Origin of the sequence: Paenibacillus sp. OK076, assembly GCF_900110055.1 — a bacterium.
In the GTDB taxonomy this organism is placed as follows: Bacteria; Bacillota; Bacilli; order Paenibacillales; family Paenibacillaceae; genus Paenibacillus.
On record NZ_FOCH01000001.1, the window covers coordinates 3,386,141 to 3,404,091 of the forward strand.

At 46.6% G+C, this 17,951-nt stretch carries 18 protein-coding genes; 2 read left to right on the top strand and 16 right to left on the bottom strand.

The window, feature by feature from the left end; genetic code table 11:
• Window positions 1-503: 503 nt before the first annotated feature.
• From BMY78_RS14960 to BMY78_RS14975, 4 genes are all read right to left on the bottom strand, one after another.
• Window positions 504-725: an AbrB/MazE/SpoVT family DNA-binding domain-containing protein gene (locus BMY78_RS14960; protein ID WP_090900048.1), complete on the bottom strand. Its 222-nt coding sequence runs from the start codon at window positions 723-725 to the stop codon at window positions 504-506.
• A 238-nt stretch (window positions 726-963) separates the two neighbouring features.
• Window positions 964-1,341, bottom strand: a complete 378-nt coding sequence (locus tag BMY78_RS14965; protein ID WP_090900050.1) for a VOC family protein — start codon at window positions 1,339-1,341, stop codon at window positions 964-966.
• Window positions 1,342-1,426: 85 nt separating this feature from the next.
• Entirely contained in the window at window positions 1,427-2,344 is a 918-nt protein-coding gene (locus BMY78_RS14970) for a helix-turn-helix domain-containing protein (protein ID WP_090900053.1), read from the bottom strand.
• The gene (locus BMY78_RS14975; protein WP_090900056.1) at window positions 2,326-3,258 is read right to left on the bottom strand and encodes a helix-turn-helix domain-containing protein; all 933 of its coding nucleotides are present in this window, start codon (window positions 3,256-3,258) and stop codon (window positions 2,326-2,328) included. The genes BMY78_RS14970 and BMY78_RS14975 overlap by 19 nt, the downstream gene beginning before the upstream one ends.
• Window positions 3,259-3,404: 146 nt before the next feature.
• On the opposite strand from BMY78_RS14975, the gene BMY78_RS14980 reads away from it, so the two are divergent.
• A complete protein-coding gene (locus BMY78_RS14980) occupies window positions 3,405-6,110 on the top strand; it encodes an MGH1-like glycoside hydrolase domain-containing protein (RefSeq protein ID WP_090900059.1) in 2,706 nt (901 codons plus the stop codon).
• A 45-nt stretch (window positions 6,111-6,155) separates the two neighbouring features.
• Here BMY78_RS14980 and BMY78_RS14985 read toward each other — a convergent pair whose 3' ends face one another.
• From BMY78_RS14985 to BMY78_RS15015, 11 genes are all read right to left on the bottom strand, one after another.
• Window positions 6,156-7,961 carry a cache domain-containing sensor histidine kinase gene (locus tag BMY78_RS14985; protein ID WP_090900061.1) on the bottom strand — a complete coding sequence of 602 codons (1,806 nt, stop codon included), beginning with the start codon at window positions 7,959-7,961 and terminating at the stop codon, window positions 6,156-6,158.
• Between the two features lie 21 nt (window positions 7,962-7,982).
• The gene (locus BMY78_RS14990) at window positions 7,983-9,428 is read right to left on the bottom strand and encodes a response regulator transcription factor (RefSeq protein ID WP_090900064.1); all 1,446 of its coding nucleotides are present in this window, start codon (window positions 9,426-9,428) and stop codon (window positions 7,983-7,985) included.
• A gap of 122 nt (window positions 9,429-9,550) precedes the next feature.
• Window positions 9,551-11,155 (bottom strand): extracellular solute-binding protein, encoded by a 1,605-nt coding sequence (locus BMY78_RS14995; protein ID WP_090900067.1) that lies wholly within the window; start codon window positions 11,153-11,155, stop codon window positions 9,551-9,553.
• 109 nt (window positions 11,156-11,264) lie between these two features.
• Window positions 11,265-12,161 carry a carbohydrate ABC transporter permease gene (locus BMY78_RS15000; RefSeq protein ID WP_090900070.1) on the bottom strand — a complete coding sequence of 299 codons (897 nt, stop codon included), beginning with the start codon at window positions 12,159-12,161 and terminating at the stop codon, window positions 11,265-11,267.
• Window positions 12,155-13,099: an ABC transporter permease gene (locus tag BMY78_RS15005; protein WP_090900072.1), complete on the bottom strand. Its 945-nt coding sequence runs from the start codon at window positions 13,097-13,099 to the stop codon at window positions 12,155-12,157. The genes BMY78_RS15000 and BMY78_RS15005 overlap by 7 nt, the downstream gene beginning before the upstream one ends.
• A 186-nt stretch (window positions 13,100-13,285) precedes the next feature.
• Window positions 13,286-13,423 carry an S-layer homology domain-containing protein gene (locus BMY78_RS33335; RefSeq protein ID WP_256222136.1) on the bottom strand — a complete coding sequence of 46 codons (138 nt, stop codon included), beginning with the start codon at window positions 13,421-13,423 and terminating at the stop codon, window positions 13,286-13,288.
• A 30-nt stretch (window positions 13,424-13,453) separates the two neighbouring features.
• Window positions 13,454-13,801, bottom strand: coding sequence for an S-layer homology domain-containing protein (locus tag BMY78_RS33340; RefSeq protein WP_256222138.1), 348 nt, complete (start codon window positions 13,799-13,801; stop codon window positions 13,454-13,456).
• 169 nt (window positions 13,802-13,970) lie between these two features.
• Entirely contained in the window at window positions 13,971-14,162 is a 192-nt protein-coding gene (locus tag BMY78_RS33345; RefSeq protein ID WP_256222140.1) for a hypothetical protein, read from the bottom strand.
• A 139-nt stretch (window positions 14,163-14,301) separates the two neighbouring features.
• Complete coding sequence (locus BMY78_RS33350; protein ID WP_256222141.1) at window positions 14,302-14,667, bottom strand: hypothetical protein; 366 nt, start codon at window positions 14,665-14,667, stop codon at window positions 14,302-14,304.
• Window positions 14,603-15,211 (bottom strand): hypothetical protein, encoded by a 609-nt coding sequence (locus tag BMY78_RS33355; protein ID WP_256222142.1) that lies wholly within the window; start codon window positions 15,209-15,211, stop codon window positions 14,603-14,605. Before BMY78_RS33355 ends, BMY78_RS33350 begins: the two co-directional genes overlap by 65 nt.
• 439 nt (window positions 15,212-15,650) lie before the next feature.
• Window positions 15,651-16,583 carry a hypothetical protein gene (locus BMY78_RS15015; RefSeq protein ID WP_090900075.1) on the bottom strand — a complete coding sequence of 311 codons (933 nt, stop codon included), beginning with the start codon at window positions 16,581-16,583 and terminating at the stop codon, window positions 15,651-15,653.
• Window positions 16,584-16,898: 315 nt separating this feature from the next.
• Between BMY78_RS15015 and BMY78_RS15020 the strand changes: the two genes are divergently transcribed.
• Window positions 16,899-17,387 (top strand): hypothetical protein, encoded by a 489-nt coding sequence (locus BMY78_RS15020; RefSeq protein ID WP_090900078.1) that lies wholly within the window; start codon window positions 16,899-16,901, stop codon window positions 17,385-17,387.
• 284 nt (window positions 17,388-17,671) lie between these two features.
• Here the strand turns inward: BMY78_RS15020 and BMY78_RS32850 are convergent, their stop codons facing one another.
• Complete coding sequence (locus tag BMY78_RS32850) at window positions 17,672-17,824, bottom strand: hypothetical protein (protein WP_177185746.1); 153 nt, start codon at window positions 17,822-17,824, stop codon at window positions 17,672-17,674.
• Window positions 17,825-17,951 lie beyond the last annotated feature (127 nt).

A 17,951-nucleotide genomic window follows, 5' to 3' on the forward strand; every position in this document is an offset into this window, starting at 1 on the left:
CGTTACATATTGACCTCCTCCTAGAAGCTGTCTTCGCCACTGCTGCCTAGCTGATATGGATGCGTAGTCTTGTCCTGTAATCCCGATTATGAATTGACACGCATTGTTCCTTGAAATCTTTCTCTACGGCCATGTGGTCTCCGCTCAGCACAAATGTGATTCGACAGGAGTCTCTGTCGGTAATCTTAAACAGAGATCTCATGTAAAGTATTATACGCTCATGAATTTTGATTAAAATGTAATTCTATAAATGATTTTTGCAAAAAAATAAAGATTTGAAGAGATGATAAAAATGCACTCCTGCTGTCCAAAAAAAAAATCAGCGTTACCGTTTTAATTCGGTAACGCTGATTTTTTTTATATTTTTAATCGAGCTACAACTGGTCTACATATTTTTTGAATTGTTTGTTTTCGCTAGTTGGATTTGAATACTTTGGATTCCCCGCCGGTAATGGGTTATTTAACTAAAGTTGCATTAGCTCAACAGCCGCTTCTGATAGGTACTATTTTTCTGCAGATAAACAATTATGGCAAACAATTTTGCCTTTGAAATAGGATACGTTTTCTGCATTGCCGCAGAAGATACAAGCAGGCTCGTATTTCTTAAGCATAATACGCTCGCCGTCTACATAGATCTCCAGAGCATCATTCTCGCCAATACCAAGGGTACGGCGCAATTCGATTGGAATAACAACACGACCCAATTCGTCGACTTTACGTACAATATCATATCAGTTCAGCGACGACGGTAGGAGTCTAATGTAGTGTAGTACTTTGAAAAATGCAAATGAGCCCATCACCGTAATTTGGAAGCTTTTATTTTCCAATTTTACATGGCAATGGGCTATTTATGTTCAATGTAAAGCAGTGTAAATAGAGTGAGAAACAGATGGATCGAAAGGTTGGCCAATCCATAAGTGCTTCCCATTTGCTAGTTGTTTAATGGCGCATTCCTTCTCTTCGCTAAGCGACGAGACTGATTAAATTGTTATCGGGGTCCTTAATGATCGCATATCGCTCTCCCCACGGTGTATCTCGCGGCTCGAGGAATCCGTTATACCCAAGCATCGTCAACTGACGGTACACGTCGTCCAGCGCTTCGTTGCTGGAGAACTGAAAAGCGAGCTCGGTCCGGTAGCCGACAGGATCTTCCCAGCCTTCAAAAACACTCTTTACCGATTCCAGCATATCGAATGCAAACACAATTCCTTCTTGCTCCACGTCTACGTGATGCGCTTCGTCTGCGCCGTCCGGAATAACCAGCCCCAGCACGCTATAAAAATCCAACGACCTCTTCATCTCTTCTACGTAAATCGCGACTCGTTTCAACTTTACCGTCATGCTTTGCAGCTCCCCTCTCCTTGTTTGATTTTCAATCCCATTATAGTAATTGTCCCTCATTGCAAAATAGTAAAAACGGACTTCCTCACTCCTGCTTGGTCAGCCGTTTAAGTGGAAGTCCGTAATATCGTTTAAAAACGCCAGCGAAGTGTGACTGATCGTAGTACCCGTGTTGAAGGGCCAAATCCGTCAAGCTGAAATAGTCTCCGCTGTTCAATTCCTCAAGAACGCTTTGAAAGCGGACGATTCCGAGCATCTCCTTCGGGCTTAGGCCAAGCTCCAGTTCAAAAGCCCTTCGCAGATGCCTCTCGCTGAAATTCACTTTATCCGCCAAATCCGTTACGGAAAGATTACCTTTGACCTCGTATATATACTGCATGCTCTGGTAGACCAAAGTGGGAGCAGGCGCCTCGGTCGCAGCCAGTATTTGGCCCAATTGCTGCTCGACGACCTCGATCCTGTCTGGTAACGATTGGGCAGTCAGCAGCTTTTCGACCCAATCCAGAGCCTCTTGTCCCCAGAGATCCTCCAAAAACACACGATTTGCCGCTAATGTCGATATTGGAGACTTCAGGATCGTGCGGGCCGACTCCGAATAAAGCCGGATGCCCCATACCGAGCGTGCTATTGTAAAGTTCATAACTTCGACTTGTGTCGTTAGCCCTACGACATAAGCGGCCTGCCTGCTTGATGAAGCGAGCAGGTCCACTGTAATATCGACACAGCCATCGGGGATGACTCGATGCCCCGGATTTCCCGGTACCGGCAGGAAATCCACCGTCCAGTAGGCAGCTACATGCGACGCCAGGCGACGGCTCGGCGCAAACTCCCGGAAGTTGTGAGAAGCTTGACAACAATCAGCCGATCCATCATTTGCTTGTTCATTTATGTATTTATCGTGGGTCCAAAAATAGCTATACGAGTCCAGCGTTATTCCATAAGGAATAAGGGCTGATTTTTTTTGTTTTCTGCGGTAAAAACGCATCAGTCTCCGCTTTCCCATTGCATGAGCGAATATTCCCCTATCGATCCGTTATCCCGTCCATGACGGCATATAAACTGCTTCGGGGAGCAACCAAAATGTCTTCTAAACAACTGATAAAATTGAGCCGGGCTTGCAAATCCCACTCTGCCGCTGATTTCGGTTACCGACCAAGACTCCGTGAGTAGAAGCTGCGCGGCCCGCTTCATCCTCCGCATTTGCACATAAGACGTAAACGTCATTCCCATTCCTCTCTTAAACAGCTTGGAAAAATAACTGCCGTTGTAATTCAACTCTTTGCCGATATCGGCGATCAGGCAGGATGTCTCGAGCTGCTGCTCAATCAGCGCTAACGCAGGCCGCAGTTTTTCCGCCAGATGCGGGTCCATCGGCGCAATAACCTTCCTGTCATCGATTTGAATCAGCGTATACAAAAGCATTTTGAAGCTGGCATTAACGGCGAGCTCGTATCCTCTTTTCTTGGCCGTAATATCCTGAAGCATTCTATTGAGCAACTCCAAGGCTTGTCCCTTTGAGCCGGACTTGCTTAACGGCTCGTACAGCGTCGTCAGATTGGCGGATTTGCCCGTAAAAGCCGCATAATACGTCAGCAGGGACGGGTCCATAAAAGCGGTCATATCAACGTGGCACACGATGTAAATCAGTTCGGAAGTTCCGTATTTATAGGATCGATGAAGCTCATTTGAGCCTAACAGCATCACGTCGCCGCCTTGCAGCGGATAATGATGATTCGTTGTTTCAATGGCCATCGTGCCCTTCAGAACAGCAATCCACTCCACTTCCTCATGATAGTGCCATGGTCCGTATTCCTCGGAGGTTAAACTTTGGTGGTTAATCTTCCATATTTTCATGCGAAAATATGGATCGGCGTAATCGACCTGTTCCCTGTCATAAGCACTGAAACTCACCGTCATTTTCCTGCCTCCACATTGGCTATAGTGCCTTTATCGTATCATGAATGTCCGTTTTCAAGACAAAGGAATCGGCTATCAAGAGGCTTTTTCGGGCACCTTGCCTTTACAATAAAGAGAAAATGCCATAGCCGAAGGAGCCGTCCGACATGAATGACTATCAGCGTCTTTCCAATAATCATGACTTGAACCTGCCTTCCTGGGGACCTTATGCCAAGCAATATATAGGTATCTCCCACATTAACGATCCGTCGAAAGGCGTTCGATTTGATTTAAGCTTAATGCCCGGATTCTATCGGCGAAAAATAGACATTCCTAATGTCTTATGGGAATCCGGCTATCATCCCTGGGAGGCTTCGCCGGATTTCAGCCATTTCTCCCATCGTCATGAACTCGAATGGAAGGACCGCGTCTACGCGGATATATCGTTCAGCCGGATTGATGAGCAGAGTCGGCTTATCCGCCTTAACTTCGCCAATCAAACGGAGTATCCGCAAAATCTGGTGTTGCACGCGATGGCTTCGCTCCAGCCTCCCCGGCTGCCGGGACACGGCGAAGTCCAAATCTTCGCGGAAGCACGGCTTCCTGATGGAGCAAAATGGGTAAATGCGCTGGATTACAAGGAATTGATCTTTGCCAAGCCACGGCCTGCAAACGGTCTTGTCTACGCCGGATTGGCGCGCGGGGAAATTCGCGGACAGCATTTTACGGGCGGATCGGCTGTTGGCGGTTCATTCGGAACGGATCCCGGAGATCTGCTCCGATATGAGATAAACCTCGAGACCTCCCTGAAGGACGCCGTGTTCCTGCTGCGCGGTCAAGCCATTCGAGGAGCGGAGCTCGAGCTTCGGCTCGGGGAGCAGAAGTACCGGCTTCATCTGGAACCATCCGGCAGCTTAACGTTGTCAGAACTGCATATCGGGAACTTGCCTGCAGGAAAAGTTGCCGTTAGTCTTCGCACGCGGAGTGCTAACCCGCTTGTTCTTGACGGCTTTACGCTTGTCGAGCAGCAGACTTCCGAAGAGGTTGCGTTCGTGTATCTCCCTTGGGGCTTGGAACCGAAACTACTGGAAGGTCCCGTTCCCGGCAGTCTTATTCTTCATTATCCGGATAACCCCTGCTATTACGGCTTGTTGTGGAATTATCCCGATGCGGAGATCAGACAGTTCAGAACGGACGAGCTTGATCATTTCGCCCGTCACACGGTGCACAATCATGTGAATGCTATTTTGCAAGGCAACGGAAAAGGAAATTATACGAATGTGTTTATGCGTCCTATTCCCCTAAACCCGGCTTCATCCCTTGTTCTTCACGGATTGGTGTGCGGCGGGACTTTGGAAGAAGTACATGCCCGTCTGGCATGCTTTGCATTGGATGCCAGCAGCTGCGAGTCTATCTATCTAGCGGAACGCAAAAAGCTGGAGTCTCCTCCCGCTTATCCTTCGGGCGACCGATATTCCTTCAGCCAGCAGCTCATGCGGGCGACCTTGCTGACTAATACGGTTTTCCCGGTCTACACCAAGCGACAATTTATTCGTCACAACACGCCGGGGAGATGGTGGGATTCCCTGTATACATGGGATTCCGGGTTTATCGGACTTGGCTTCGCCGATCTCGATGACAGCCGGGCGATTGATTGCTTAAATGCTTATATGACGGAGCCGGGAGATCCTGAAGCAGCCTTTATTCATCACGGCAGCCCGGTTCCCGTGCAGCATTATTTGTTCCACGAGTTATGGAACCGCAAGCAGTCTCCAGAGTTCCTTAACTATTTCTACCCGAGATTACGGCAATACTACTTATTCCTTGCAGGCAAATTGAATGGTTCAACAACGGACGTATTTCAAACCGGTCTGCTTCAAACCTGGGATTATTTCTATAACTCCGGGGGATGGGATGACTACCCTCCTCAAAAATACGTGCATGAGCAAAAATTAGAAAATAAAGCAGCTCCCGTCATTACGACGAGTCAGCTCATACGAATCGCCAAAATCCTTAGGATGGCGGCGGCATCTTCTGATGATTGGGATATAGACATCCAGGAATACGAGAAGGATATCCGTAGATGGAGCAATGCCCTTGACGCTTATGCCTGGGATGAGGAGACCGGCTATTACGGCTATGTGCTGCATAACGAAAAAGGAGAATACGAAGGTCTTCTGCATCACGGCTCCGGAGCGAATTACAATAGGGGGATGGATGGTTTATACCCACTCCTGGCAGGGATCTGCAGCAAAGACCGTGCCCGGCGTCTGATTGAAGCCTTGTTTGACGAACAACGTTTCTGGACGCCAATCGGCTTATCCACCGTTGATCAAAGCGCCCCGTATTATCGGGCAGACGGTTATTGGAACGGTGCGGTCTGGATGCCTCATCAGTGGTTTTTCTGGAAAACGATGTTCGATTACGGTTATCCGGACCTCGCTTACCGTATTGCAAACACGGCGCTGGAATTATGGAAACGCGAGAACGAAGCCACTTACAATTGTTACGAGCATTTTATCGTGCAGTCGGGACGCGGCGCAGGCTGGCATCACTTCGGAGGGTTATCGGCGCCTGTCATCAATTGGTTTGCGTCCTATTATCAGTTGGGTAAGGTTACGACAGGCTTTAACGTCTGGATGCTGCAGCAACGCATTAAGGATGACTTTACGGAATATGAGGCAGAGTTTCATTACGCCGGACAATCCGATCAGCCCTTTCATATACGGGTCAATCTGGCCGAAGGATTCGAATACGAGGCTAACTGCACAGGATGCGAAGTCGTATGCACAAGCCACCCTGACGGAGGAGTGGATCTCATGATAACCAACTGCCTGTCGCAAGCGTCGATCCGGATTCAGCCCGCTGAATAAAGGTAAAGGCCTGAATACGCCATTCAGGCCTTTACTAGTTGCCTGCTATTCCAATGACGGAATCTTAACGACTACAGTTGTTCCATAGCCAATCCGGCTTTCTATGGTGATCCCATAGCGCTCTCCGAAAAGGAGCCGAAGCCTGTTATGGATATTGGTTAATCCGATGCTTTGCGACGGTTGGCCGTCTTGCGCGCGTTCCGGATAATCCGTGTCCAGCTTAGCCTGGAGAGCGGCCAGTTCCTCCGGTTCCATTCCTTTTCCGGTATCCCTGATACAGAAGCACACATCCCCCTGCTCATCCATGCTCCCGGTAACCTCTAGCCGCCCCCCTTGGTCCATCCGCTCGAGCCCGTGATAGACGGAATTCTCGACAATAGGCTGGAGAATCATCTTGGGAGTTCTCAACTCAAGCAGCCGCTCTTCCACATCCACGTTCATAGAGAATTTATTATCATACCGAATAGAGATAATCTTTATATAGGCCTGAATACAGTCCACTTCTTCCTTGATCTGCACAAGCTCATCTTGCTTGATGCTGTACCGGAAAATTTTGGACATGCTTGACGTCATTTGCGCGATTTCCCTGCTTCCGTATTCCAATCCGATGCTGCTGATGCAATTCAGCGTATTATACAGGAAATGCGGGTTGATCTGGCTCTGCAGGGCAGAAAACTCCGCTTGCTTCTGGCTGAGCTCGGATTTGTACAATCTGGCTTGGGTATTAAACATATCCCTTGTCATTTCCTCCATCTCATCCATCATCCGATTGATATCGCGAGCCAGCGAGCCTACTTCATTGGTAGAGCGGACTTTAATTCGGAAGCCCCTGTCCCTTCTCCCTACCCTCTTCATATCCATAACAAGCCCCATCACCGGATTCATCAGGCTATTCATGAAGAAAATGCCCATCATAATCAGAATGAGAATAATCCCGATCCCCACGATAATGCTGACCTTCCTCATAGGGTTCATGTCCGCAGTTAGTTCATGAACCGGAATCAAACTAACAATTCGCCACCCATCCGCCTGCTCCAAACCTTTGACCTGAACGAGAATACGTTCCCCGTCGATGGTTGTGTTCACGCCGTTAAGCAGGTTGTCCTTATTCATAGACAGTACATCCTTGAACAACATGCCTCGTGTCTTGGCATTCGTGGACGCAATAACCTCATCCTGGCTGTCCAGAATGTACAAAGTGGAGTGCGGCGTCAATTCCGTATTTTCCACAAGCCCCTGAAGCTTGTCCATATTAACCATTACGGTGAAGTAACCCGTTATTTGCGAGAAATAGATGCCACCAATAGATTCCAAAATCGGCGCGATATAAAAAAACTGTTCCGATCCCGTGCTATCGTCTTTTAAAGTAGTGGTGAACTGCCCCTTTTCCCGAAGCGAAGGGTCCTTCTTATACGTCCGGATAAAGCTTTCGTAACGTTTTAGAAAGAAAATATCGCCGCCCGAGGAATCCAGACTGTAAAGCTGCTTCCCCCGAACGTCATCAATGACAATTCCGCTCACATACGAATTAAAGGATCTCATATAATCCATGAGATCCAGTGCATAATTACCGCTATCAAACGCCCTTTTGTAATCATCATCCACTACGGTATATTCCTGAATCAGTTTGCTGTTGACCGCAATGCCGGTGCTGACCCGGATATCATTAAACACGGTATCAATCTTGCTTCGCGTTTGCTCTATCATTTGGTTTCCAAAATTGGCGGCCCTATTCTGGGTTAGATGAGAGAAGCTATTGAAGAAATACAACACCATGACTGTAAATATAACGATAGCGAAATAAAAGATAAGCCATATCTGATGTTTCAATTTCAGTCTACTGGTCTTCATGGCCTGCCGCTCCGTTCATCGTTAACTGCTTTTTCTGAATTTAGAAGGCGTTATTCCGCAATGTTTCTTGAAAACCTTATTGAAATAGTAGTATTCCACATACCCAGTCTGAATGGCGATCTCCTCGATCGACAGGTCCGTTTTCCTCAACAACTCGCGGGCTTTCTTAATCCTGAGCTCCGACACGTATTTGGAGAAGGTTTTGCCCAAATTTTTCTTGAATAATTGACAGCAATACACCTGATTAATATAGAACTGGGCGGACAAATCTTTCAAATACAATTTCTGTTCATAGTGACCGTCGATATAGGCTACCATTCGGTTAAAGCAAGATACAATGTCCCCTTCCTGCAACGGTCGGTTGTTCCCTTGCGTAATGGAAGCGAGGACGTCATGCAAAAAGCTGCACAAAGATTCGAAGTGTTCGAATCGTTCTTTAATCTCGGAATAATTGAGGAATTCCATTTCCATATCCTTCAATTCTTCGGCGTAGGCGTTTATAAGGATCCCGACTGCCTGGTTCCATAAGTAGACAACCTCGCTCATGCCGAGCTGCTGTTCTTTGAAGTATGCCTGCAGCCCGTTTAAGTACGCATCCATGTCGCCAGGCTGGTCCTCCCGAACGATCCGATTAATCTCTTCGATACATGGTTTCACCAAATGAACCTTCGGTTCGTAATGAACGACCCTTCCAATTTCGTTCAAAAAAACCTGTGAGGCAGACAGATCCGCCTCTTTAATCAGCTTGCTCATATGCGTTAGCTGACTGGAAATGCTGCTGACGCCCACCGTATTCATGCCAGTATTGTTCGCGACTAATTCATCCCAAAGTTCTTCCAAACAAGCTTTATGTTCCGTTATCAGAACAATCAGCCTTTTACTCGTTCCGGATTCAACGACCACAGCCGTAACAGGCTTTTCTTCCAAAGAGAGCAGCTTTCCGAAATCCTTGTTGCCGCCTGCGAAATCGATAGAAAGCACTTGGTAGTAACATACCTCCCCGCTACCCGGAAGAGGCAAATAACGTTTGATCTCCTCCTCATTGGGCGAGGTCAGCGCATCCAGAAGGAGCTGATTGCGTGCCGCGCTTCTTTTGGAGAAATGCATGGCAAGCTCCTCAATAAATGAATCTGCCATATCTACATCCAAAGGCTTCAGGAAATAATTAAGCGCGCCGAAGCGCAGCGCTTCCTGGGCATATTTAAATTCCGCGTATCCGCTAACGACGACAAACTCAGTGTCCAGATTATGCGATTTGGCTCTCTTCATGAGATCAAGTCCGGAAAGGTCCGGCATGCGTATATCCGTAAATACCAAGTCAGGTTTCTCTGCTAGAATAGCATCCCACGCTTTGTAAGCGCTTGTAAATTGGCCTATAATTTCAAAACCGTAATTATCCCAGTCAAAGGCGTTGCGAATTCCTTTAATCGCCCACGACTCATCATCAATAATCATGACCTTGTACATGGGTATCCTCCTGAACTTGTGGATTTCTTCGAAATGATAGCAAAGCTTCCCGGTAATAGCAATCTAAAATACGGATAAACCACGGTCATTAGCAAACGATGGGTTTATCCGTATCTTATGAATTACTTGCTGCTCTCTTTAATTTCTCTGTAATGCTTCACGTTCTCTTCTTGAACCGCTTTACCGCCAGCGTCCATATATTCTTTCACCAGCTTGTCATACAAGGCGTCGAATTCGGCCGGCTTGACAACAATCAGCCGATCCGTCATTTGCTTGTTCATATCACCCAGCGTTTTGCCGTATTTGATGCTGGCTTCGTTCGGGACACCATAGTAAAAGCCGGTATAGCCGTCTGTCGTGTTGATCTTATAGGAATCAACAGCCATTTTCTCATAGTCTTTATCTCCGGTCGCCAAGGCTGCCGCGTACGTTTTGACATTCTTTTCGGTGTCGCCCAGCTCCGCGCCGTTAACAACGAGCGTATAATCCAGATTGAGATTGCTCATCTGCATATTTTCGCCGGTTTGCGCAATCCCTTGCGGGATGCCGTCTACCATCGTGTGGTTGACGCCTTTTTCGCCGAACTGCAGGAAGAACAACACTTCCGGATCGGCCATCCAGTTCAGATACTTCATAGCCAGTTCCGCATGTTTGCTGCTTTTCGGAATAAAAGAGAAAAGTCCGTTTTCATTATACGTCTCTTTGATATATTTTCCTTCCGCGTTCTTGAAGGCATCGATCGGAACATAGTTCGCGTCCGGCGCATTTTGTTTCAGCGGCTCGCGAATTTTTTGCACCATCGGATAATCCCAGTTGGCCCCATAGAAGCCTACCTTGCCGTTCGTTACGTCGGCATCCGCCTGCTTAGCCGTTTTGTCCAAAGCAAAGTCGGGGCTGATCAGTTTTTCCGCGTACAGCTTATTCAGCCATTTATACGCATCCTTGTTGCCGGGCTTCAGCCAGTTGGTGGTGGTAACGAATTCTTCCTCCGACATAGGACTCCAGAAGGATGGAACCAGATTGCCAAAGGTGTAGTTCATGCCGGCAGCCGCAGTCGCCCACGGAATGACGCCATTTACATTGCCGGGGTTCTTGTCGCGGAAGGCAACGAGCGTATCGTACAATTCGTCCTTGTTCGTCGGAACGGGCAGTCCAAGCTTATCGAGCCAATCTTTGCGGATAAACAATCCGTTCCAGGCAAGCAAAGTCCGCTTCGCCGGGATGGAGACCTGTTTGCCATCGTATTTCCCGTAGTCAAGAACGGTATCGCCGAGATAAGCTTTCAATTGCTGGCCATCCTTCTCGAGCAATTCGTCCAGCGTATAAAGGCCATTGTTTTTGGCAAAACGGGTTACGGTCGTACCGTCGTAGGTGAAGGAAATATCTGGCGCTTCGTTGGCAGCCATGAGTACGTTCAGCTTGTCGACTTCCTGGGAACGAGGCACGGAAACAAATTTTACGACGGCGTTATTAGGCTTACCGAATTTTTCGTTGACGTATTTGGTCCACGTGTTGTTATTCAAGTCCGGCTGTCCTTGAATCCCTCTATCGAACACTTCTACAGTCAAGGTTTCAACGGGACCAGAAGATGATTCTGCTGCCGGGGATCCACCGTTTGATGCCGCCGGTTCATTATTGCCGTTATTCCCACCGCAGCCTGCCATAACACCGGCAAGCAGCGCTGTACTAAACAGAATGGCTGCTTTTTTCTTTATACCAGTATTCACTCAAAACCACCCTTTCAAATGATAGATATGAACTGATTCTTATCGCAAAGCCTCTTTACATCCACCAGCCCAGCCCGGCAATCACCCCTATCCATCCGAATTTTCCTTATCAGCCCTTAATGGCTCCCGTCATTACGCCGTCTACGAAATACTTCTGCAGCTTGGGATAGATGAGCAGGATCGGTATGGTCGTAAACATAACGCTGGCCGCTTTCAATGACTCGGGCACAATGAAGGAGCCGGCGCTTCCTTCTCCGCCTTGCTGGCTGTCCAGCTGCTGATTGGCCGAAATGATCTGGTACAGCTTCATCTGCATCGGATACAGATTTTTATCCGTAATGTAGAACAGGGCATCCTGGAAACCGTTCCATCTGTCCACCGCATAAAAGAGGCTTAACGTGGCGATCGAGGGCAGCGACAGAGGAAGCACGATTTTCATGAGAATGCCCAGATCCGAACAGCCATCAATCGCAGCCGATTCTTCCAGACTTTCTGGAAGATTGGTGAAGAACGTCTTCAGGATGATTAGGTTAAACACGCTCATGGCGCCCGGCAACACCAAGCTCCACACCGTGTTCATCATCCCCAGGTTTTTAACCAGTATATAAGAAGGAATCAAACCACCGCTGAAATACATGGTGAAGACCAATGCCGACAAGATAAAGTTTCTTCCCATCAGCCGCTTTTTCGTCAGCGGATACGCTCCGCAAATGGTCAGGAACATACATACTACGGTGTAGAAAACCGTAAGCAGAATACTGTAACCAAGCGTATACAGCATCTCCCCGTCGCTTAAGATGGTTTTGTACGTTTCGAGGGTGAAGCCCACCGGCCACAGCCCTACCTTTTGAGAGATAATCGCTTCGTTGGAGCTTAAGGAAAGCGCAATCATATAGAGGAACGGAACGATACACGTGAAGGATAACGTCACGATAAATACGATAATGACGATATCCGCCACGCTCATTTTTTTCTTTTTGCCTAAACTGCTCGCCATGCTCACCATATCCCATCCTCACCCAATTTCTTCGCGATATAGTTAGCACCCATCAGCAGGATTAGGCCAACGACGGATTGGAACAATCCTACCGCAGTCGCTTGGGAGAAATCCCCCGAACTAATACCAACTCTGTATACGAATGTACTGATCACGTCGGAGTAATCGCTGACTAATGAATTGCCCATTACAAACGGTCGATCAAACCCTATGGAAACCATTCTGCCAATCTGGAGTATCAGCAAAATATTGATCGTTGACTTAATGCCGGGCAGCGTAATATGCCATACTTTGCGAAGTCTGCTGCATCCGTCAATATCGGAGGCCTCGTACAATTCCTTGTTGATTCCCGTCATTGCCGCCAGATAGATGATCGTTCCCCAGCCGATATGCTGCCATACGCCAACCGAGATATAAGTCATTAACCAAGGCACCTTCTGCGACAGAAACTCGATCTTCACAAGGCCCAGGTTCGCCAGGAACGTGTTGACCATGCCGCTGTTGGAGAACATCAGATAGACCATGCCGCCGATAATCACCCAGGATAAAAAGTGAGGCAGATATAATACGGTTTGCGTTATTTTCTTAAATTTCACCATTCTCACTTCATTGAGCAAAATCGCTAGAATAATCGGCGCTGGGAAGCCCGCGATCAAGTCATAAACATTCAGCAGCAGCGTATTCTTGAGCGCACGGTAGAAGCTGTCCTGCTGGAAAATGAACTCAAACACATCCAATCCAACCCACTCACTCCCCTGTATTCCCGCAAAAATATTGTAATCTTGAAAGGCCATAACAACGCCGTAGATCGGGGCATACTTGAAGATCAGGATATAGGCAAAGGGCAGCAGTAAAAGAGCGTATAACCATTTGTCTCTTTTGACGTTGTGAAGAAATTTATTTTTCTTCTTAATTGAAGCGTAGTCTTGTTCTAAAACCGCTTTCATTTCTTTCCTCCTTCCGGCTGTATTAAGAGGAGCTCTCATATTTTCATTATAGCTACCGGGGAAATTATAAAAATGTACTCATTTAAATGAATTTTGTAATAACTTAAAATCGTGGTGATATAAGTAATCCGAAAGAAACCCGTAAAAAGCCTTGATTGCTCAAGGCTCTTTACGGGTGATGCCTAGCTAGCGCGAAGTTATAAAGCGGGCAAGTATGGCAGATACTTCAGCTCGAGTGACGCTGCTTGCAGGCGCCAGAAGGTTCCCCGGCTTGCCGTTCATGATCCCTTGCGCCACAGCCAGTTCATCGCTTCCTTTGCCCAAACGGAAACCTCGCCGCTGTCGGCATAGCTCTTACCGTTGCCGCTTGTTGCAGGTTGTCGGCGTACCGGGCAAAAGAGTGATCAATTGCTCCCTGGTAATGGCTGCATCCGGGGCGCTGCCGTCGCTAATCCCGGCCGTTACAGACCAGTTTTGCGCCTTGGTGTACCAATTCGCACCGCCTTCGGTCTCAACGTCGTCGAGGCGAGCCAACACAGTAAAGAACATGGCACGGCTCATGGATTCACCCGGAATAAATACGCCTTGCCCCGTTCCAAGGAACAGTTCTCGGCTGGCGGCAAAGGTTATCGCTTCGGCCGCCCAATAGCTGTCAGGCACATCCTTGAAGGTAATCTTGTTGTCGATCAATTTAACCGTCATATCGCCTTTGGCTATAAAGCTCACTCCATCTTTGGTTAGAACAGAGTCTCCAATGATTTTTCTGGAGCCGTCTTCCCTGACCGTAAGGCTACAGTCGAAGCAGAGGCATTTTTCGCGGGGATCGTAATCCGCGCATCTGCCACGCCTTCTGGTAGATGGACATTGGCGGTTACTTCCGCAAGGGAAGTCGTGATCGTTTCACTTTAACTCCATTAGGCCAAGTGGTGGTCTCGGTTACTGTACCGGTTGTCTTATTCGTAACGATGGTTGTCGTACTGCCGTCCTCGTTTTTGACTGTTGTAGACGTGTTGGTAGAGCTGCTAGATCCACCTCCGCCCAGAGGGGTTCGTCGGTTGATCATAACCTTTGATGGTTAACTCCACATGGGCACTGGCTTTATAGTCATCGATCTCACGGTAACGAATCCAATAAGTTCCCGGAGCCGGATTGTGCAGAGTATCCCCCTTTACAATGGACCACGTGCTCCCATTGTCCGAAGATCATTCCATAGAGGCGTTCACGCCCGTGATGGTTCCATCGTTAGCGCCTGCCGCTGTTTCATTACTTGACCCAAGTCCAACAGGAGTTGCCTTAGCTCCTCCGGTAACCATCACTTTGAAATCGTCAAAGTCGATGGACGCGTTGGCATAGCCGTCGATGCCAAACCGCTGGCCGGTCAGCTTGTTGCCGCCCGTATGGCGGAAAACGAAGTCAGTAGCGACCGGATCAGGATTATCGTTGATATAGACGGTATAAGTCTTGGCATCCCAGTTGGCTACCATTTTAATTTTGTACCACGTGTTAATGGTGTAGTTTTGGACGGTCTTCTTGGAAGCGCCATCCTGCACGATCAGCTTGCCCTTCAAACGCAGAGACCATAGAATAATTGCTAGTCCCGCTGTCGTTCCTCGTCATAGCGCCATTGGCGTACTGGAAGTTGGTGTTTAATCGTGCGCGATATTCGATAACAATGCGTTGATCTGCCCCAGCTGTCACCTCACCCAGATAAGGCAGGAACAGGTTGGCTTTGCCTGCGGTAGCGGTTGTGGTCAACCGAAGGAATTTATTTCCTTCCTCTTCCTGAACTGTTGCGGTAGCGCCATTGGTCAGGTCTTCGATGTTAAAGCCAAATGGGTATTTACCCGTCTCATCGCTGGAGAAACCCCGATAAGCGTTATAAAACACGCCATCTTGCGTACTATTGAGCGAAGCTAACAGAGCGGCTTCCAGCTCGGCAAGGGAACTCCGTTCTTCGTTGAATTGCTCTTCCGTCAAACTTGCGTCGGTAGATAATTCCTCCGCATGGTCGAGTTTAGCGAGAAGGGCATCGTACGCAGATCGGCTATAGCTTCCCAACCCTTCGCCTAGCGGATACGAGAAGTTGTCTATTCGGCTGCGAGCTTGCTTCACGATCTCATCAAGACCCTAGGCCAGATGTTGTAATTGATACGGATACTGACCGTATTTATGCGCCAAGACATTGAACTAACGGGAAACGTTAGCTCAATAAAACAAGAATCATCCTACAAAAAATATCTGCAAATTTACTTATGTCTGTACAACGGGTTTTGCCTTTTTTATATTTCCTTTTTAATTCCGAAATTGAACATGTCTTGCCGATGATAAGTACATTTTCAAAATAACCATCAATTTCAACTATCAAGTTCATCACCGCCGGTCGCTATCCAGCCGGTAAGCTCAAAGGTATTGATACATAAGATTATTAACGGCATCTCTTAGTTAACCCGTTAGGCGGAATCAATCTTTACCAAACCCTTTCGTTCCAACATCATTTGCCAGAGGGGAAGAAATGAAGGTAACTTATCTATCGATACATCAGATACGCCTTCTATACGACCAGATTGGACGAGTTGACATACACCGTCTTCTGACCATTCTTAGTCTTAAAGTCGCCATTCTCCAACTTGTCTAAGAATCCTGTAGTGTGAGCTTCAAGCATGTCAATGAGGTGAACGATGTAAGCCCAAATGGTTACTGGCTTATCGGCAAATTCACCGTGATGCCCCAACTGAACTGAGATAATATCGTAATAAAACTTCTCGCCAAACGTCACCACGATTTCATCTTTATTTCTCATAGTGATCTCAGCACCAAAAACCCTGTGACTTATATAGGACAACCCTGTGTAAACACCATCTTCAATTTCTAACACCTTACCTATAACATGAAGGATAATGCTCAGGTAGAGTAAATCAGCCCAAGGAGCTAGTCGAGAATCATTTTCGATCAAGGTTCTAGCAAGACGAAGCATCTTCATCGTATGGTTCATCAAACCACCGATCTGAGCGTCATGCATCTTCGCACCCGCCCAAGTAACCTTGAACGGATCGAACAAATTTTCCTTCTGAAAAATGCCGAATAATAGAGTTGCAGCGGGCTGAGTGAGGTTACTGTTTACAAATTGCACGAAACTTTTGAAAACCGATTCCACATCTACTCGCTTGTAAAAGATATTGATATCCGTTACACCGTGCTGGAAGTTTATTTCTGTTAATGTCAACTCGATTTTATCGTTGTAGGAATCAACATTGCCTTTAATCAAGGCAATAGCCCCTACAAGGTTGTTGATGTTGAGATTGTTCTGAAGGTACTCGTCACAAATCTTGAAACCTATTGTCTTACCGTAGTAATGACAAGTACCGTATATAGGTGCCTTACCTGCCGCATCTGTCTTTGGTGTGTAATCAGTGATGTAGATAAGTCCGTTGATAATCTCCCCGTCTCTAACGCTATGCAAATCTATAGGTTGTATGTTTATCACTACTTAATCTCACCTCAAAAATATTGGTCATTAAAATAGTTCTATATCATCAATGCAAACCCCTTTTTATTCCAGTGACCTGCCCGTTAGTTGAATTAAAGCAACTGATCAAAGTGATCAGCTGCTTTCTTGGTTTTATTACGCTATCGTTTCCCGTTAGTTCAATAGGTGTCCTGCGCGAAATGAGCTGCCATGAGTCGGGATTTTGTTTCGGAAACTAGTTGTACTGCAAAGCCAAATAGGCCCTTACCATTTTAGTGAATATAATGTTTTAAAGTAGGAAATAATTGTTGGTATAGAAAGGGCGAGGATAATATGTTTAAAAAAATATATTTAATAGCCTTTGCAGTGACTATTATTTCAGGAGTGGAATTAATATCGAATTCAAAAGCAGACACCAATCCAGAAATGGAAACTGTAAATAAGACAGTTGAAAATCCTGTTAACACTAATTTTTCAACAAATAACGTAAAATCCGTAAAATTCGAAGAATCAGTAAAATTCGAAGAATCAGTAAAAATCGTAGAATCCGTAGAATCAAAACTCACAAAAGGGTATTTTAGTCAACTATATACACCTCATGGCATGTTCTTGCGAGCAGATGAACAAAGTATCTTTAAGGAATCTGAGATAGCAAGAAAGTTAGATCAAATCGGACCTAATACGAATCAACTAATTTTTGAAGGCGAGTTTTTTTTAAAAGTAGATGAATCAACATTTCTTAAATCGTATCCCAATTCGTTGCTCTTAAATGAAAAAGATGAAAACCCGACTGATACTGATGTTCCATCAAGTTTATCATAATAGTAATTTCATAAAGAAGGAGCCATTGTTTTCGACAATGGCTCCTGATTTTTTTTATTCTGGAATTAGCGTGACTCCAGTGAATGCTTCTACTTCCGGCCGCTGTTGTTCCCAGATATTCACGGTAGAAATCCGGTGACAAAGGCGGACGCTATCGCTCCTACATTTTCTAACTTCTCCTCCGTCTCTCTTCCCTTATAAGATATTTTCAAGTTCAATCTATATAGATTTAAAAGCTCCGTTTCAGTCACGTCCATATCTATTTTCCTACGTTAACCTGCCCGTTAGCTTAATGACTTAGCAGGCAGAGTTAGAATAGATATACTTCTAATCGGCAATCGGATCATGTTCTTGTCCCCCCACAATTTTCGGATTTCTTTAATGGCATGTATTCCCGCATACTCGGCACCGATGACGACGCAAGATAATGTTCTCATAGCAATTACTCCTTCTATAGTTTGCATATAAAACGAGTTAGCGGCTTTTAATGTGATATAAAGTTACAACTTTTTGAGAACTACGAGCTGACTCCATCCAAAATTCGGTGCAAGATAACCACCACCG

Bases quoted from the DNA above. Each gene is read 5' to 3' on its own strand.
- BMY78_RS14965 (WP_090900050.1), bottom strand. From the start codon at position 1,341: ATGACGGTAAAGTTGAAACGAGTCGCGATTTACGTAGAAGAGATGAAG.
- BMY78_RS14970 (WP_090900053.1), bottom strand. From the start codon at position 2,344: ATGGGAAAGCGGAGACTGATGCGTTTTTACCGCAGAAAACAAAAAAAA.
- BMY78_RS14975 (WP_090900056.1), bottom strand. From the start codon at position 3,258: ATGACGGTGAGTTTCAGTGCTTATGACAGGGAACAGGTCGATTACGCC.
- BMY78_RS14980 (WP_090900059.1), top strand. From the start codon at position 3,405: ATGAATGACTATCAGCGTCTTTCCAATAATCATGACTTGAACCTGCCT.
- BMY78_RS14985 (WP_090900061.1), bottom strand. From the start codon at position 7,961: ATGAAGACCAGTAGACTGAAATTGAAACATCAGATATGGCTTATCTTT.
- BMY78_RS14990 (WP_090900064.1), bottom strand. From the start codon at position 9,428: ATGTACAAGGTCATGATTATTGATGATGAGTCGTGGGCGATTAAAGGA.
- BMY78_RS15000 (WP_090900070.1), bottom strand. From the start codon at position 12,161: ATGGTGAGCATGGCGAGCAGTTTAGGCAAAAAGAAAAAAATGAGCGTG.
- BMY78_RS15005 (WP_090900072.1), bottom strand. From the start codon at position 13,099: ATGAAAGCGGTTTTAGAACAAGACTACGCTTCAATTAAGAAGAAAAAT.
- BMY78_RS33340 (WP_256222138.1), bottom strand. From the start codon at position 13,801: ATGACGGTTAAATTGATCGACAACAAGATTACCTTCAAGGATGTGCCT.
- BMY78_RS33345 (WP_256222140.1), bottom strand. From the start codon at position 14,162: ATGATCAACCGACGAACCCCTCTGGGCGGAGGTGGATCTAGCAGCTCT.
- BMY78_RS15020 (WP_090900078.1), top strand. From the start codon at position 16,899: ATGTTTAAAAAAATATATTTAATAGCCTTTGCAGTGACTATTATTTCA.
- BMY78_RS32850 (WP_177185746.1), bottom strand. From the start codon at position 17,824: ATGAGAACATTATCTTGCGTCGTCATCGGTGCCGAGTATGCGGGAATA.